Here is a 16310-nt window from a genome sequence, read left to right as displayed (position 1 = left end):
TATCATTATAATACCTCCCTTGGGTCGGTGATCTCACTCCGCAAGGCGCTAGCCGCTGCCGTAGCTGGGCTGGCCAGGTAAATGAAGCTTGCTGGATTCCCCATGCGGCCCTGGAAGTTGCGGTTTGATGTACTCAGGCAAGATTCACCATCCCCTAAAACCCCTTGATGAACGCCAACACAAGCAGCACAACCGGGCGGAACGATCACGGCCCCAAACTCAACGAAGGTCGCTATGTAACCGGCCGCCAGGGCTTGCAGGAATACCTCCTTGGAGGCTGGAGCGACGATGACCCTCGTCTCTAGATGACGCTTCTTCCCTTTCCATATTTCTGCAGCAACAGCCAAGTCTTCCAATCGCCCGTTGGTACAACTGCCAAGAAAGACCTGTTCAACCTTCATTCCCTGGAGATCTTTAACTAAAGATGTGTTATCCACTGTGTGTGGTTTAGCGATGGCCGGTTCAAGGATGGAGGCATCTATAGTGATCACATGTTCGTAGATGGCGTCTGGGTCTGGGCGCATAGGGTGATAGGCATCACCCCGCCCACGCCATTCAAGATAGGCGCGAGTCACCTCATCGGAGGCGATCAACCCTACCTTAGCCCCAGCCTCCACAGCCATGTTGGCCAGAGTAAAGCGTCCAGACATGCTCATGCCCTCGATGGTCTCGCCGCAGAACTCTAGCGATTTATAGGTAGCCCCATCGGCCCCGATCATACCTATGAGATGGAGAATCAGATCCTTAGGATATACACCCTTTTGAAAGGCACCACTGACAACAACCTTAAAGGTCTCCGGCACCCTGAACCAGGTCTTGCCCAGGGCCAGCCCTACCGCCACATCAGTAGAGCCCATTCCTGTAGCGAAGGCACATAGCCCCCCCGCCGTAACGGTATGGGAATCGGCTCCGATGATTACTTCGCCTGGACTAGCATACGATTCAGCGATTATCTGATGACATACCCCTTCCCCAATCTCAGAAAGTTGAATACCCATCTGTTTGGCGAAAGAACGCAGAATTATATGATCGTTGGATAGCTCCCAGCGTGGACTCGGTGCGGCGTGGTCAAGAAAAAAGACAGTACGTTTAGGATTGGCCACCCGTTCAAGCCCCATCGTCCGTAGCTGCTGCACTGTCAGGGGACCTGTTCCATCCTGAGCCAAGGCCACATCTACCCTGGCGATGACGATGTCACCGGCCCGGGCATCACTGTTCGATTTCTCGCTGAGAATCTTTTCAGCCAAGGTCTTTCCCATAAACTGCTCCTCACTTCCAGAAGTGCTTCGCTCTCTCGGAACCTCCATCGCCAAACGATCTCTTAGCTATTCCAAGGTTGTTTTACCCTTGTCCTTAGGTTCCACACGGCGTAGCTGATTTAAGCTCTGAAGATGATCGAAGAAGAGAGTACCATTCAAATGATCGATCTCGTGCTGCAAGGCTTGCGCTAACGTATCCTTAGCTTTGATCTTCACCTCTTTCCCTTGTCGATCACGCCCTCTCACAACGACGCTCCGCGCCCTCTTCACATTGGCCACATAGCCAGGCAAGCAGAGACAGCCTTCCTCAGGCTCCCACTCTCCACTGGCCTTCACAATTTCAGGATTGCAAAGCACGATAAGCCTCCCTGCCAGCGGGTCATCGGACTCCTTTGGCAGCTCGAGGACGATGATACGCAATGGTGTGCCCACCTGAGGGGCAGCCAGCCCAAGCCCTTTAGCACTATGCATCGTCTCAACCATATCATCAATGAGCTTCTGCAGCGTACTATCAAGATGCCGTACTTTTTTAGATTTCAGCCGCAAAATAGGATCATCGGCTGACAAAACAGGCAAAACAGCCACTCCGCCTTATGTACCTCCTGGAGGTGCCCCAAAGTAATTATGTAAAGACTAGATCTTCCCACCCGATGCGTTACGCCGAGAGGGGAGTCTCCGCTCGCCGAACTAAAGCATTGTTACTGGATCGATGTCAACCATCCATCCTAGGGGAATCGTTACACTCCGCAATAACGACTGGATCACCGGACCACATAGAACCAACTGCCAACGGTGCTTACCCCGCAGCTTGCGTCTATAGGCTGGAGCCGGACCTATCACCTCTATCCCAGATAGCCCTAGACAATTAATCTGCTGCAACAGCACTTCACGAAAACGCTCCGACTGCTCCTGAGCGCGATTATGACTGCTACTGGCATAAATAAGTCGCGCTAACTGGCTATAAGGTGGATAGTGTTGCTTTTGCCGAAAATGCATCTCCTGTTGATAGAAGGCCTCATAGGCATGCCTGCTCGCCGCCTGAATACTATAATGATTCGGTGTGTACGTCTGGATGATAACCCTGCCACCCAGAGCGCCTCGTCCAGCCCGCCCAGCAACCTGCGTCAAAATCTGGAAGGTTCGTTCAGCTGCTTTAAAGTCCGGCAAATGCAAGGCCGTATCAGCATTAATCACACCCACCAGCGTTACCAGGGGTAAGTCCAGCCCCTTGGCGATCATCTGTGTACCAATCAGAATATCAGCCTCATGACGTACGAACCGATAAAGAATTTGCTCGTGAGCCAGCTTGCCCCGGGTCACATCCCTATCCCAGCGGAGGAGGCGGGATTGCGGGAAGAGCCGTCTCACCTCCTCCTCTACCCTTTGTGTGCCAATACCGAAAAACTTGATGCGACTGCTCCGACACTGGGGGCAAGTATTCGGCACAGCGGTGTGATAGTTACATTGATGACATACGAGAGCCTCACCAACCGCATGATATACCAGGGAGGTGTCGCAGCGCTTACACTTAAGGACGTGCCCACAATCACGACACATAATGAAAGTTGCCGAGCCACGACGATTTAAGAACAGAATCGCCTGCTCCCCCGCCTCCAGAGCAGAAGATAGTGCCTCCAAAAGGGCCCGGCTGAAAATGCCCCGGTTGCCTGCCCGCAGTTCCTGTCTCATATCAATCACATGGACAGGTGGCAAGTAAGCATGGGGGTCAATCACAACCCCAACCTTATCACCTTCAGGAACAGCAGTCGCACTCATCACCCCTACACGTTCCGGCAAGCGCAATAAATGGTAGAAACCCTGCTCGGCTCGATAATAGGAAACCACGTCCGGTGTAGCGCTGCCCAGGATCACTTTTGTCCCTGTTAATTGGCCAAGCTTGATAGCTACATCACGAGCATGGTAACGAGGCATCCTATCTTGTTTATAGGACCATTCATGCTCCTCGTCGAGAATGATCAGCCCTAAATCTGGTAAGGGAGCAAAAACAGCCGACCGCGAACCGATAACAACTGAGACCAGGCCATCCCGAATCCGTTGCCATTCATCGTAATGTTCCCCCAAAGAGAGCTTGCTGTGAAGGACAGCTAAGGCGCCCGGGAAACGGGTCGCGAAGCGATGAATGGTCTGAGGTGTTAGGGCAATTTCGGGCACAAGTACGATCGCCTGTTTGCCTTGCTGCAATGTCGCCTCCAAGGCACGCAGATAAAGCTCTGTCTTCCCCGCCCCTGTCACCCCGTGTAGCAAATACACGGTTGACTCTCTCCTGAGCATCCCCCTCTCTATCTCCTGCCAAACCTGTGCCTGGGCCGCTGTCAGGGATGGCGCTGGCGCCAGACGAAAAGACCGCTGTGCCAATGGGTCACGCCGCACCACTTGCTCCTGGACCTCCACCAGTCCTCTCTGTAAAAGAGCACCTAGCACTCTTCCATCACAACCCGTCTCGCTATAGAGTTCGGATACTGGAATGAAGGTCATCCTGTCTTTTTCGTCCATATCCTTCCGCTGGACCACACTCGACCGTTTATCTTGCAGGAAGCAAAGGGCCTCTACCATGCGGGGAGCACGTTTGAGCTGAGTCAGAATCTCATCAAGATACTCATCAGCGACAATCAATCGAACCACTTTTTGTCGCTTCACGTGTACCTTCGGCTTTTCCAGCTCCCAATCACGGATAATCAGCCCTCGTCGGATTAGCGGCCGTAAGACGGAGTTGAAGTCTTTCCAATGTGAGGCAGAGCGCACTTTTTCCAGACGCAATCTGCCCTTATTGTGCAAAAGGGTCAGGAGCATGCGTTGCTTCTCACTCAGATCATTGGGGATCACTGCTTGCTCGTTAAGAGCTATAGTTGTGATAATCTTCCGCTTGATCCCTGGGGGGAGCATTAGGGAGACAGCGTCCAGGGGAGAACAGCAATAGTAATCTACTATCCAGCGAGCCAGGGCAATTTGGGCTTCCGTAAGCACCGGACTGGGGTCCAAAACCCCCAGAATCTCCTTGACTATCTCAACCGGGCTGGTAGGGGTGATCGCCAGCACTATACCCTGTAAGCGATAGGACCCAAAGGGTACCAGGACTAGTTGTCCCACTCGAATATCTAAACCGCTCGGCACAGCATAGTGAAAGGTTGTACCTACACGCGACGCCGGCGAGTTCACTACCACTTCAGCATAGGTCATCGGCGGCTCCCCATGCTATTGCTATTCGGTCCTAAACTTGAACAGCCGATTATAGCTTTATCTGTCTTGGTCTGACGCGACATTTCTCAGCCGTGATAATAGACTTAATCTCCTCCACAGCTTGCTCCAGCCTTTGCTTATGGTTGACTACAACGTAATCATAATAACGCAAATGCTTTATCTCCTCATAAGCCGTCTTTATCCTTGCCTCCAATTCACCCGCCATCTCTGTGGCCCGCTGCTTGAGCCGTTCGACCAGGTCATCCATGGTCTCAGGCGCCAGAAAGATGAATACCGCCTGCGGCACATGTTTCTTGACCTTAGCTGCCCCCTGCACATCTATCTTCAGAAGGACATCCTTACTGCTGTTCAAGGTCTCTCTCACCTGCTGAAGCGGTGTCCCATAAAAGTGGCCATAGATTTCGGCCCATTCCAGGAGCTCACCGTGCTCTCGCATTTGATGGAATTGTTCCACAGTGACGAAGTAGTAATTGATGCCCTCCATCTCCCCGGGACGACGTGGTCGGGTCGTTACGGTGACGGCGAAATGAATGGGGGTTTTCTGCTCCTTGAGACTGTTAATAACGGCATCCTTGCCTACCCCCGAAGGCCCAGAGAGGACAAAAAGAAGACCCGAACGCCGCTTTGTCCAAGCACCTGATACCCTATCAGCCTCACCAATGGCTATCGGTTGAGTCAAAATGACTGAATTTGCTTCGCTCATCGTGTCCGTTCTTGCCATTTATCCCCCTCGCTCGTCCGCTGTTGATTCAGGCGGCCCGTGATCGTTTCGGGCTGGATCGCTGCCAGCAGAATATGCCCACTATCGAAGACGATCACCGACTTAGTCTTGCGTCCATAAGTGACATCAACAAGGATATTTTGTTCGCGGGCTTCCTGTATCATCCGCTTGACCGGAGCAGAATCAGGATTGACGATGGCCAGAATACGGTTGATGGCTACGACGTTACCAAAGCCGATATGGACGAGCTCAACTCCCAAAATATTCATTCCTTCCTAATGGTAGGCTCTCTCAAGGGGACTGAAATGAATGCAAAGAAATAATGAGGCGGTGGAGGAGCCTCCAGCAGGATCCTGCGTATAGTGTTGAGGACAGCGCTTCGAAAACATTTCCTGCTTCTTAATTCCCAAAGGACAACTATGTAATCCAATTATAGAAGCAAACGGCCAGCACTGCAATATTATCTTGAGCTGCCTGATTTGACAGGAAACATCAACTCCTAATATAATGGGTTTGGTCGTGCTAGATGGGGAGCTAGCGGTGCCCTGTACCCGCAACCCGCTATAGCGGGGTCGAATCCCCACTCGAGGTTTCGCTTTTCGGGACTGCTGACAAAAAGTGGCGTTGAAGATTGGGTCCTGCGCGGCAGAAGCCTACGAACCCCGTCAGGTTCGGAAGAAAGCAGCGGTAAGTAGTCCCTTCTGGGTGCCGCAGGGTCGCCTGATTGGAGCTGGCTGTTGTCCGCAAGCCGGACGGTTGGAATCGACAGTGGGTGCACGGCCATATTTATGCGCTCTGCACAGCAGGATACCACTTTGCAGGGAAGGCGATCGACTGCCTTCCCTTTTACTTGCCGAGTGAGCATCTTTGTTGAAAACGCAGGGTGCGTGATCAGGATGAAGCATTAGTATCAGATCGACAGTGATGGGCAAATATGGCCAAGAGAGAAAGGGAACAGGATAAGGGCTGGGCCTATCTTCAACCACGCGCCGACGCCAGTTCTCTCTCAGGCATACGGCGTCTACTCCGCCAACTAGGGCTGCGCCCCCGCAAAAGATTGGGGCAGAACTTTCTCGTGGATGAAGGAGTGCTTCAGCAGATCGTCGAAATCGCTGATCTTCAAAAGAGCGATATCGTGCTTGAGATCGGGCCTGGGCTGGGGAATGTGACCCGACAGTTGGCCCGTAGGGCCGGCCGAGTGATAGCTGTAGAGCTCGATCCCGCCCTGGCCAAAGCCCTCCACAGCCTCCTCTCCTCCTTCAAGAATGTTGAGATCGTGAATAAGAACATCCTGGAGTTTGACCCAGCCGAACTTATTGCGGCGCAACCATATAAAGTAGTGGCCAACCTTCCTTATTACATCACCTCTCTTGTCCTTCGCCATCTCCTGGAGTCCTCTCTTAAGCCAAAGGTGCTGGTGCTTATGGTGCAAAAGGAGGTTGGCGAACGGATCACCGCCCGACCAGGTGCTATGAGCCTGCTCTCCCTGAGCATTCAGTTTTACGGCGAACCCCGCTTAGTCAGAGTCATACCAGCCGCTGCCTTTTATCCGCCGCCCAAGGTAGATTCGGCAATCGTGTATATCGAAGTGTATGATCACCCTCTTATCGATATCAATCCCCAAAAATTCTTCCAGGTTGCCCACATCGGCTTCTCCCAACCCCGCAAACAGCTGCGCAATATCCTCGCCCGGCATATCAGCCTACCACCAGAGATGGCCACACATCTCCTCCGTGAGGCCAACATAGACGAAACACGACGAGCTCAGACATTGACTCTGGAAGAATGGGCAAAACTCTGCCAGGTCCTGGAGAAGAGAGGATACGTATGACTGGCGAGTCATCTCACCCTGCTCAAAAGCCAATGGCTGCTGAAGGAGGGAAGCTTATCCTACCTGCCTTCGCCAAGATAAACCTGTCTTTAGAAGTTCTGGGCAAACGCCCTGATGGTTACCATGAAATAATGTCTGTAATGCAAACGGTTGAGCTACACGATGAATTAAGCTTTCGGCCAGCGAAGGAGATCATCCTGAGATGTAACCTGCCCTCCTTAAACGACGAGGATAACCTCGTCTTTAAGGCAGCCAGGCTGTTAGCTCGTTGCGCTGACATACGAAACGGTGTTGAGATAGAACTGGTCAAGCGCATCCCAGTGGCTGGCGGGCTTGGTGGTGGCAGCAGCGATGCTGCCTGTACGCTGATCGTCTTAAATCGGCTTTGGCATTTAGATTATCCGCTGGAGAAACTACAAGACTTGAGTGCTGAGTTGGGTTCAGATGTAGCCTTTTTCCTTCAAGGGGGGGCGGCTCTCGCCGAAGGACGAGGGGAACGTCTGTCTCCTTTGCCCGCCTTCCCGACCACCTGGGTTGTGCTTCTTACCCCTCATATCTCTCTCCCGGATAAAACCAGGTTCCTGTATTCGTGTCTCACTCCCGCAAATCACACTGATGGGTCAACGACGCTTGCCCTTAGCCTGGCCTTAAGAGAGGGCCAGCCGATACCATCTACGCTGTTCAGGAACACATTCGAGCCCATCCTTAGAAAGAAATACAGGCTTATCGAAGACCTGCACTCCAAATTGCGCCTACCTGGGGTTGAAGTAATAGGACTCTCCGGTAGCGGCCCAACCTTATACGCCCTTTGTGCTTCTAAATCAGTGGCTAACACCATCTACGAGCGCCTGCTGAACCTCCCTGAAACCACTGTATTTCTTACAAGGACTATCTCCAGAGAGGAAATCCGGGCCAAAATGGGCCATTGACAAAATAGCTCGCCTTGTCCTACACTTGCCCACGTTGACAACCGAATGGTATGGGGGTGAGCACGATGAACAATCTGAAGTTCTCTGCTGGGCTGCGAACCTTTCACCATCGGCCCGATGGCAACGGCAAAATCATCCCTTTAGAGGAATCCATAGCCATCGCTGGTCAGGTCAGGGGACTACAAGCTGTCGAATGCTATCAGACCGACTTTGATCAGATCAGATTGACCGATTTCAAAAGGCTGTTAGATGAGAACGGCCTGGCGGTATCTGTCGTCGACACCGACCTTTGGGGTGATCCCCGCTGGCAATACGGTACTTTCACCAGCCGCGATGCCCAATTACGTCGGGATGCCATCGAAGAGGCCAAGCGTTCTGTAGACATCGCCCGTCAGATTGGAACACCCATCGTTGGTCTATGGCTGGCCTATGATGGCTGCGACCATCCTTTTCAGGTCGACTATCATAAACAATGGGAACTGGGACTTGATGGCATCAAACAGGTAGCCATGTATGCTGCCCCAGACGTCAGGATCGGGCTCAAATATCGCTCGCAGGAGCCACGCAAACATATGGCTATTGGGCAGGTGGGTAAGACCCTGGCCATCTGTCAGGAACTGGGGCTAGCTAACCTCGGGGTGACAATTGACTTCACTTACGCCCTGACAAGTCGGGAGAACCCCACAGAGTCGTTGACTCACATTGCGCGGAGCGGCAAGCTCTGTCACATCTACTTTAGTGATATAGATAGCGAATGGGATCATGAAATAATCCCAGCGACCATCCATTTCTGGGAAGTCCTGGAATTCTTGTATTATTGTCGAATGATCGATTACGATGGCTGGTTCGGTTTAAGCCTTTCCCCTCACCACGAGGATATCGTTGAGGCGACCAGCATAGCCATCGAAAACATCGAGGCCCTTTGGTGCCTGGCCAGGAAGATCGACGCAGAATCCCTCCAGCGGGCACAGGAACGTATGGATGTGCATCAGGCGCAGGCAGTGATCCACAAGGCCCTCTGCTAGGACAGCTACTATCAACGTTATTTGGTGGACCTGAGGGGACTTGAACCCCTGACCTTTTGACTGCCAGTCAAACGCGCTCCCGCTGCGCCACAGGCCCTCGTTAGACTCCTCTCGTAACGCCCATTATCTTAGCACAAACAACGCACTGATGCAACCCAACTGCTATTGAGAGGACAACAACATTTGACGAGAGGAGGTCATTCGAGTACTATACTTACAGTAGCGGTCACCTCGATCGTCAGTAGGGGCCTTCTTTTGCAAGTCTTTGATCTTTCGACTCTTGTAGGTCAACCTATCGCTTTTCTTTCCCTATTCCAAGTGCAAATTCTCGAAAACATCCTGGAGCCAAAAGAGTCTTAGCACGAATAAAACCCACTGTTATGTAGGGGGCACTTCGCTTTTAATCCAGCGAGGGGAGGTAGCCAAGGGTGAGCAACACTAAAGCACCACAGCGCTATCAGATGATAATTGAAGGCCGGCCCGTGGAGAGCGCATCAGGCCAGACTTTCCCCGTCTTCAACCCGGCCACAGGCCAGCTTCTGGCAGAAGTGCCACAGGCTGGGCCCGAAGACGTGGACTTAGCAGTAGCGAGCGCAAGACGGGCCTTCGAGGAAGGCCCATGGCCACGCTTCTCCGCAGCAGAGCGGGGGAGGGTTCTGTACCGGATCGCCCAGGCTCTCCGGGACAGGCTGGAGGAGATCGTTCTCCTAGAGACCATGGACAACGGCAAGCCTATCACCACCGCCCGCGACGATGCAACCCGGACAGCAGACCTCTACGAGTTCTACGCTGGAGCAGCAACCAAGATCTTCGGAGAGACTATCCCGGTACTGGGCGATCTCCTGTGCTATACCCGACGTGAGCCCGTGGGAGTGGTTGGTGCTATCACGCCCTGGAACTTCCCGCTACTACTGGCCAGTGTCAAACTAGCACCAGCCCTGGCCGCTGGCTGTACCATCATCCTCAAACCAGCCAGCGACACCCCCTTGACGACCCTGCTTTTGGGCCGGATTGCTCTGGAGTGTGGTGTTCCTGCTGGAGTAGTTAATGTGCTGACCGGGCCCGGGCCATCGGTGGGCATGTCCCTGGCTGGGCACCCCAGCATCGACAAACTCTCCTTTACCGGCGAAACCGAAACAGGCAAGATGATCATGGCCGCGGCCGCCCGTAATATCACCCGCGTCTCCCTGGAGCTCGGTGGCAAGTCCCCCAATATTGTCTTTGCCGATGCCAACCTTGATTCGGCCATCAATGGCTCTCTGGCAGCTATCTACTACAACGCGGGGCAGAACTGCATTGCGCGGACACGGCTGCTAGTGGAGAAGTCTGTCGTGGACGAGTTTACCGCCGCCTTCGTGGAACGGACGCAGCGGCTGCGAGTTGGAGACCCCCTGGACCCCACCACTCAGATCGGGGCCATCACCTCGAGGCGGCACCTGAACCGTATCCTCAGCTACATTGAGGACGCAAAGGGCAAAGGGGCCCGCCTGTTGTGCGGCGGCGCAGCGCCCGCTGACCCAAACCTGGCCGCTGGTAACTTCCTCTTGCCCACTGTCTTTACCGGTGTCACGGACGATATCCGCCTGGCACGAGAGGAGGTCTTCGGCCCCGTAATACATATCGTATCTTTCAAAGACGAGGAGGAGGCAGTCCGCATGGCGAACGACAGCCAGTACGGGCTAGCAGGCACGATCTGGACGCGGGACTCGGCCCGTGGGTTGCGTGTCGCCCACCGGCTGCGTGTCGGCATCGTGAGCCTCAACCACATCACCTTAGCTTTCTCCGAGGCACCCTTCGGAGGCTACAAGATGAGTGGCATCGGCCGGGAGATGGGTATGGAAGCCCTTCACTATTTCACTGAGGTGAAAACCATCGCCGTCAACCTGAGCGATGCCCCTATAAACCCCTATGGGGCGTGAGACCGGACGTTTTTACGCCGCGCGGACGTCCCCCCTGCACTGGCCCAAGGCATCATTGCCATTGGACTGTATCCGATCTTCCCTGACGGGAGCTATGTTATTCTTCGCCCTAGTTTAGGTAGCCACACAGCGATGACCGCGGGAGTCCCCTGTTGCACTTTCTCCAGCCCCCGCCGCAGAGCCGGCGCCACCTCTTCCGGCTCGTACACGTTCTCACCGTAGGCACCCACGGACTCGGCCTCCTTAGCAAAATCTGGCGGCGGATCGAAGATACCACCTTCGAATGCATCCCTTGCCGCGTAGCCGTCTGGGTAGAAGTTATGAACCTCCCAGGTACCAGTGCTGTAGCTGCTGTTCTGGAAGACCACAGTTAGGTAGGGAGCCTTGTAGTGTACTGCTGACCAGAGAGCTGCAAGGGGTACTCCAAATATGTAATAGCCATCCCCCACGGCTAGCACCACATCCCGGTCAGGGGCGGCCAGCTTGGCTCCAAAGGCTGCCCCCGGACCCCAGCCCCCGGCACTGCTTCCCGTCCGGAATAGAGAGCCAGGCCGGCTGCTGCGCCAGTAGGTCTGGACCAGATGGGAATTGCTCAGAGCATCATCTAGTAGGATAGCCTCTTCCCCAACTAGTTGGCCAACCTGATAGGCCAGCCAGCGTGGGTTGATAGGCCGCTCTCTGGCCGCCTCCATGGCTAGGCACTCAGCCTGCCGCTCTCGCTCGAGCTTGACCACCTGCAGTCGCTCAAGGCGATCAACACAGCGGCAACGGCCGGAGGAGGATAAGAGCTTTGTGGCCGCCTCGTACAGGTCAATCAGCGTCCGGGCGCTATCAGCCTGGAGGCGCAAGTCTGCGGTGAACTCCATGGTCGGGATAGCCTGGGTTATGGGATCAACGTCGAGGAAGGCGATCTTAGCCTGGCGTCCGGGCGCCTCGGGGCCGGGCACCCAGGGTACAGCACTCTCAACTACCAGCACCACATCGGCTTGATAGAGCGGGGGATCAGCCCCAAAGAGCGGGTGATTAGTAGGGAAGTTGAGACGGTCCCGCCAGCCAGTCCCCCGCACGGGGATGGACAATAGCTCGGCCAGCCGGACCAGCGCACCTACCGCCTCGGGGTGGCGACCACTGCGCCCATCAATGATAACTGGATTGTTAGCCTCAACTAGCCAGCGTGCGAGCCTGGTGATGGCCTCGGGGTCGGGCGCGAGCCGCTCCGGGAGCCCCAGTTGCTGAGGGGTAGGGAAATGTGCCCCCTGGACTGGCAGCATGCCAATCTCCCGGGGAATGCTCAGGTAGACCGGCCCGGGCGGCTCGCTCAGCGCGACCTGCAATGCTCTACTGACTACCAATCCAGGATTATCTTGGGCCTCCAGGCGGTAATCCCACTTGGTGTACTGTCGGACCAGCTCGCCCTGATCGCGAACCTCCTGAAGCCAGTAGACCACATGGTCGCGGTCGCCCCGCATGGTCCCGCTATAGGCTCGAGGGCCAGCCCCGGCCGTCATCAGGACAGGGTAGCCGCCCCGGGCAGCGGTGTGGATGGCAGCTCCGTAGTTGAGCGTGCCCAAGTCCGCATGGACAGCAGTAGCAGAGGGGCGTCCAGTGACCATGGTATACCCCATGGCTGCGTTGAGGGTCACGTTCTCATGCAACACGGTGATGAGCTTCGGTGCAGGACGACCTAACGCATGGGCCTTGGCCACCGCCTCCTGGTAGAAGATGATATCAGACCCGGAGGTGAAAAATAGGTATTCGACTCCACCAAGGGCCATCGCCTCAACGAGCACATCACCTACCTCTTCTGCTGGCAGTTCGACCCAGGTGGACTCGCGCTGTCCCAAGGTCCTTACCTCTCCGTTACATCGGTCAGGAGCTAGCAGTTATCCAGCGCCCACCAGCCCTTTAAATATCAGGTCGCCAGGAAACCAGCCCCTAAGGCTTCGGCAGGTGGAAGCCCGGCGCGTAAAGTTCCTCAACCGCCACGATCCGCTTGGCTCCCAAGGGTTCGCTCAGCAAATCGCGAGTCTTCTCCATACGCTTCGGGTCGATGTAGCCGAGGCCGTACTTGTTAGTGTCGTCGGTAATGGCCAGCTGGCGCACTATCCTCACCTCAGCCGCATAAATGGCTGCGTCCCCTTCTGGATGGTACTTTTTCATTATAGCGCCAGCCTCATCCGGATGATCCAGCGCATACTGGACTCCCTTCAGGGTCGCCAAAACGAAGCGCCGTACCATGTCCGGTTGCTTCTGGATGGTCTCATCAGTGGCGATGATACCGTTGCTATACATCTCCATACCAGCATCAGCGTAGGCCAGGCGGACCAGTTTCTTGGGAGCCACCGCCTTTTCTAGCATCGGCTCACCCGGCATGAACTGAGAGATACCATCGACCTGCTTAGCAGCTAGAAGGGCTGGTAGTGTAGCAGGGTCGACAAACTTCCAGGTGACCTTGCTGGCATCGATGCCGGCCAGCTTGGCGTACGCCGGGAAGAGCTTAGGGACAGCGCTGGCCGCTGAATCAGAGAGAACCTTACCCTCCAGGTCCTTAGGCTTCTTGATCCCGGACTCTTCCAGGCAGTAGATGGCCTGCGGGGCCTTCTGGTAGATGATGGCCAGCTCTTTGACAGGGACGTTCTCATTGGCCCGCGTGATGATCAGTGCCCCGCTATCAGCGAAGCCAAAGTCGGCCTTGCCCGCTGCGACCATCTTGATGGCATCGAGGGAACCTGCCCCGCGCACGATAGTCACATCGAACCCAGCCTCTTTCCAGAAGCCCTTATCCAGAACCGTGTAGTAGGGTGCGTGGCGACCGAAGAAGCCGAAATCGGTGGTGAAGGTGATCTTCTGTAGTGCCGCTGGCTTGGTTGGCGTCGGTGGCATTGGTGTGGGGGTGGCTACAGCTACAGGGGTTGGTGCCGCCGTTGGTGGGGCAGGTGGCTTGGTTGGCGTAGGAGTCGGGGCAGCTGCTGGGGCACAGGCACTGGCTAGGACACCAAGCAGTACCACAATAATGATCGGCATCAAAAACTGCCTTTTCATCGAAAGCCTCCTTTTACATCACCAGACATAAAACTAGACGCTGTACTTCCCAACTGGGATACGATCAACCATCGGCATTGATGTTTTTGTCCCTCACCTCCTTCTCCAACAAGGGCTATTTCTGCTTTCCAGTGCCCATCCATCTTTGCCCCTAAGCGCCGCCCCAGGCAGCTAGGGCAAGTGGACACCTCCTGAGTGATGCTCATAAAGTGTCTTGCTTGGTGGCTGGAGCACAGCTGGGATTTTCCCTGCGCCCGTGGTCAGGCCCGGAAAGATACCTCTTGCCTCCCTTCAAAGACCGGTACCTCCTGGAAACGATGCTCGGTGCCATCGTCCACGTCGCGGAAGACGTAGAGCTGGAGGGGGACAGTGGTGCGGCCCTCAAGGCGGCAGTGGAAGGTCCCAGAGGACTCGGCTTCAACATAGGCCAGGTGGCTATCCACCTTGCTTCTGGCGTAGTGGGCCACTTGATCATAGCCCACGTTGAGCTTCTGGTAACGAGCCGTCAGCTCCTCATAGCGATCCATCAGGGCTCGCCATTCCCCCGCCGAAAGATCGCGGATGAAGTGCGAGTGGCTGATGGAGCCGCCGAAGAAGAGGCTATCCAGGCCCAGACGAGTGTGCTCAGCCAGGCGCCGCGCTGCTACTTCCACCTGATTAGTCGCTTGCTGTCCCCGGTAGGTGGTCAACCCGTTGAGAAAGTCCCATTTGTAGGATCCGAAGCCCCCGGCCCGGTTATAGGTAAAGCGGCCGTCCGGTAGATAGGCCCGAGCATGCTCAAAGGCTGGGTAGTGATTGAAGACAACGAAAAGGTGACTAAGCGGGTCAGGCAGGTAGTCCAGGGCGTAGTCCATGACGCCGTATGGCGCCGGCCGCCAGTCCACGTGTACGTCTTCCCAGCGCTCGCCAGGCAAGGTAATGTTCATTTTGAACTCGATCCCCAGTTCCCTCAGCAGCGGCACCACCCCCCAGCTCCAGGTGTGGTCATGATCTGAAAGAATGGGGGAAATCCTCACCCCCCACTTCTGGAACAGCTCCTTCACTTCGGCGATGATAGCGTGAAACTGCTCCTCGCTGTACTCCCCAGCTTCATCACCATAGAAGATGCCTTTTGATGGTTCAAGGATGTGGGGAGCGAACTCCGCTCGTCCGGCATCAGCCAGCGCGCGGATCCGGGCCGCTCCATCGGCTGTGACCGCCCGCATGCACAGGGCCAGGCTTGGGATATGGCCATAGGCATTCAGGACGTCCACGAAGTAGAAGTCCGACCCATCTCGCCAATAGCCGTTGCAGTCGTCGAAGCGGAGGCGGACGAAGGGCGGCATAGCCTTCATGACGAAGGGCTTTCGGGCCGCCCAGGTGATGCCCTTCCAAAAGAGGTCATCCATCCCCCGAGTGTGGCCAAGATAGGAACGGGTCCAGACCCTCGGCGACAGTAGCCACTGGACCACTTTGCCTTGGCCAAGGGTTGCCGCCACCAACATGGGGGCGCCATCCTGGGATTCAGCCAACACCCTCCTCCTGGTGCCCTCGACCCGGACTATAAGGGCCGGCACTGGCTGGCGCAGGGATACGGCTGTGCCCACTTCCCGCGTGTAGCTGATGTAGTGGCCATCGTCAGCCACCACTATCTTCTCCACACCCTCTACTGCCGGTCGGCCTCCCAGGCCGGTCCCCATCAACCCTACGGCTTCTCGGTAGGCTGCACCGTAGAGATCCAGGTCATGATCGAAATTGACCAGGCCCAGTCCATCATCCACGGCACTCAGCAGGGCCGCCACCTCGCCTGAGGTCAGGCGGGCCCCCAGGTGCTCCTGGGCGATGACCACGGCAGCGTGAGAGGCCAGCCCTTGGGCATCAAAACGACTGCGGGCCAGGTCCAAGACCTGGTAGGGCATGCCCCAGTGGCCTAGCGCGGCATAAAGAGCTCCTGGCAGGTGCAAGGCCTCGGCCTGGGAGCTGTCAGCTAAAATCAGGAGGGTGCGGTTACCGGTACTGGGGCGCACACAGGACGGGGATGGTGCATTGGGCATGCGGCTCCTCCTCGCTGAATAGAGTTTGTGCAGGAGCTAAAATTTCGGCCGTGTAGAGGCTCAGACAACGCCAGCCCTGTGCCACGAGTAGGGATACGGCCAGTGACTTGAATCGCATCCCTCTCCAGCAAACCTCACCTTCTCCCAGCCAACATCTAGCCGATCAATAGACGTGTGACCTTGAATAATTTTCCTCAGCTATCCTCACCTAAGTCCCACCGAGGGTCAAATGAGTGCGGAGCGACCTAGGCACGTAAGAGGTCATTTATCTCTCGTTAGCTCCTCTTTTCTCGCTTTCTCTCTCAATTATAGCCCATTAGAAGGTTTGACAA

General features: G+C 55.6%; 12 protein-coding genes, 1 tRNA gene and 1 other RNA gene. 5 read left to right on the top strand and 9 right to left on the bottom strand.

All coding sequences use genetic code 11. The annotated features are described in order from the left end of the window. Positions 1-5: 5 nt before the first annotated feature. The 5 genes from M1136_05075 to M1136_05055 all read right to left on the bottom strand — a co-directional run bounded on the left by M1136_05075 (position 6) and on the right by M1136_05055 (position 5459). Entirely contained in the window at positions 6-1259 is a 1254-nt protein-coding gene (locus M1136_05075; GenBank protein ID MCL5075008.1) for a 3-isopropylmalate dehydratase large subunit, read from the bottom strand. A gap of 66 nt (positions 1260-1325) precedes the next feature. Beyond that, entirely contained in the window at positions 1326-1844 is a 519-nt protein-coding gene (gene def / locus M1136_05070) for a peptide deformylase (protein ID MCL5075007.1), read from the bottom strand. 102 nt (positions 1845-1946) lie between these two features. Continuing rightward, positions 1947-4457: a primosomal protein N' gene (gene priA, locus M1136_05065; GenBank protein MCL5075006.1), complete on the bottom strand. Its 2511-nt coding sequence runs from the start codon at positions 4455-4457 to the stop codon at positions 1947-1949. A gap of 49 nt (positions 4458-4506) precedes the next feature. Then, positions 4507-5199, bottom strand: a complete 693-nt coding sequence (locus M1136_05060; GenBank protein ID MCL5075005.1) for a guanylate kinase — start codon at positions 5197-5199, stop codon at positions 4507-4509. Then, a complete protein-coding gene (locus M1136_05055) occupies positions 5178-5459 on the bottom strand; it encodes a DUF370 domain-containing protein (GenBank protein MCL5075004.1) in 282 nt (93 codons plus the stop codon). Before M1136_05055 ends, M1136_05060 begins: the two co-directional genes overlap by 22 nt. Before the next feature lie 257 nt (positions 5460-5716). Here M1136_05055 and ffs point away from each other — a divergent pair. The 4 genes from ffs to M1136_05035 all read left to right on the top strand — a co-directional run bounded on the left by ffs (position 5717) and on the right by M1136_05035 (position 8984). Then, positions 5717-5979: signal recognition particle sRNA large type (ffs, locus tag M1136_05050), an RNA gene on the top strand. A gap of 154 nt (positions 5980-6133) precedes the next feature. Then, the gene (gene rsmA / locus M1136_05045) at positions 6134-7030 is read left to right on the top strand and encodes a 16S rRNA (adenine(1518)-N(6)/adenine(1519)-N(6))-dimethyltransferase RsmA (GenBank protein ID MCL5075003.1); all 897 of its coding nucleotides are present in this window, start codon (positions 6134-6136) and stop codon (positions 7028-7030) included. After that, positions 7027-7959 carry a 4-(cytidine 5'-diphospho)-2-C-methyl-D-erythritol kinase gene (ispE, locus tag M1136_05040; GenBank protein ID MCL5075002.1) on the top strand — a complete coding sequence of 311 codons (933 nt, stop codon included), beginning with the start codon at positions 7027-7029 and terminating at the stop codon, positions 7957-7959. The genes rsmA and ispE overlap by 4 nt, the downstream gene beginning before the upstream one ends. A gap of 65 nt (positions 7960-8024) precedes the next feature. After that, positions 8025-8984 (top strand): sugar phosphate isomerase/epimerase, encoded by a 960-nt coding sequence (locus M1136_05035; protein MCL5075001.1) that lies wholly within the window; start codon positions 8025-8027, stop codon positions 8982-8984. A gap of 22 nt (positions 8985-9006) precedes the next feature. Here M1136_05035 and M1136_05030 read toward each other — a convergent pair. Then, positions 9007-9081 (bottom strand) — tRNA-Ala (locus M1136_05030). Positions 9082-9412: 331 nt separating this feature from the next. On the opposite strand from M1136_05030, the gene M1136_05025 reads away from it, so the two are divergent. Further along, entirely contained in the window at positions 9413-10903 is a 1491-nt protein-coding gene (locus tag M1136_05025) for an aldehyde dehydrogenase family protein (protein MCL5075000.1), read from the top strand. 92 nt (positions 10904-10995) lie between these two features. On the opposite strand, the gene M1136_05020 is transcribed toward M1136_05025, so the two are convergent. From M1136_05020 to M1136_05010, 3 genes are all read right to left on the bottom strand, one after another. Then, positions 10996-12747 carry a thiamine pyrophosphate-requiring protein gene (locus tag M1136_05020; GenBank protein MCL5074999.1) on the bottom strand — a complete coding sequence of 584 codons (1752 nt, stop codon included), beginning with the start codon at positions 12745-12747 and terminating at the stop codon, positions 10996-10998. Between the two features lie 91 nt (positions 12748-12838). Then, the gene (locus M1136_05015) at positions 12839-13945 is read right to left on the bottom strand and encodes an ABC transporter substrate-binding protein (protein MCL5074998.1); all 1107 of its coding nucleotides are present in this window, start codon (positions 13943-13945) and stop codon (positions 12839-12841) included. Positions 13946-14205: 260 nt separating this feature from the next. Continuing rightward, complete coding sequence (locus tag M1136_05010) at positions 14206-15978, bottom strand: hypothetical protein (protein MCL5074997.1); 1773 nt, start codon at positions 15976-15978, stop codon at positions 14206-14208. Positions 15979-16310 lie beyond the last annotated feature (332 nt).

This window comes from Chloroflexota bacterium, assembly GCA_023475225.1.
Classification (GTDB): domain Bacteria; phylum Chloroflexota; class UBA6077; order FW602-bin22; family JAMCVK01; genus JAMCVK01.
The sequence above is the reverse complement of the archived record's forward strand: the minus strand, read 5'-3'. Positions and strand labels throughout refer to the sequence as shown.